Here is a 542-nt window from a genome sequence, read left to right on the forward strand (position 1 = left end):
GCCCATTGCTGGAAGAACAATCAATGCCGCAAATGTTGCACCGCCACCAACGCCCGCAATACCAAACGAGCTGATAGTAATGATCGCAATCAGAGAAAGAATGAAGTTTACGTCTAGTGGGTTAATACCCATTGTTGGGGCAACCATCACAGCTAGCATCGCAGGGTAGATACCCGCACAACCATTCTGACCAATTGTTGCACCGAAAGAAGCAGATAGGTTCGCGATCGCTGGTGGCACATTGAGCTTGGTCACTTGCGCTTCAATATTCAATGGGATGGTTGCCGCCGAACTGCGAGAAGTGAACGCAAACGTCAATACAGGCCAAATTTTCTTGAAGTATTCAACAGGGCTAACGCCAACGAATGAAACCAAAATGCCGTGCACAACAAACATCAAACCAATAGCGACGTATGACGCGACGATAAAACCAAGTAGGTTTAGGATGTCGGATGCATTTGAGGTTGCAACCACTTTCGCCATCAATGCAGCAATACCGTAAGGTGTAAGCGCCATGATCATTTTTACTAAGCGCATAACGA

The 542-nt window shown here is 46.9% G+C and carries 1 protein-coding gene; it reads right to left on the bottom strand.

The genetic code is table 11. The features are described 5' to 3' along the window. Positions 1 to 542 (bottom strand): cation:dicarboxylate symporter family transporter (locus R7Q48_RS30325; protein WP_318134116.1); only part of this gene is annotated, 542 nt, incomplete at both ends.

Source organism: Vibrio sp. 378, assembly GCF_033339435.1.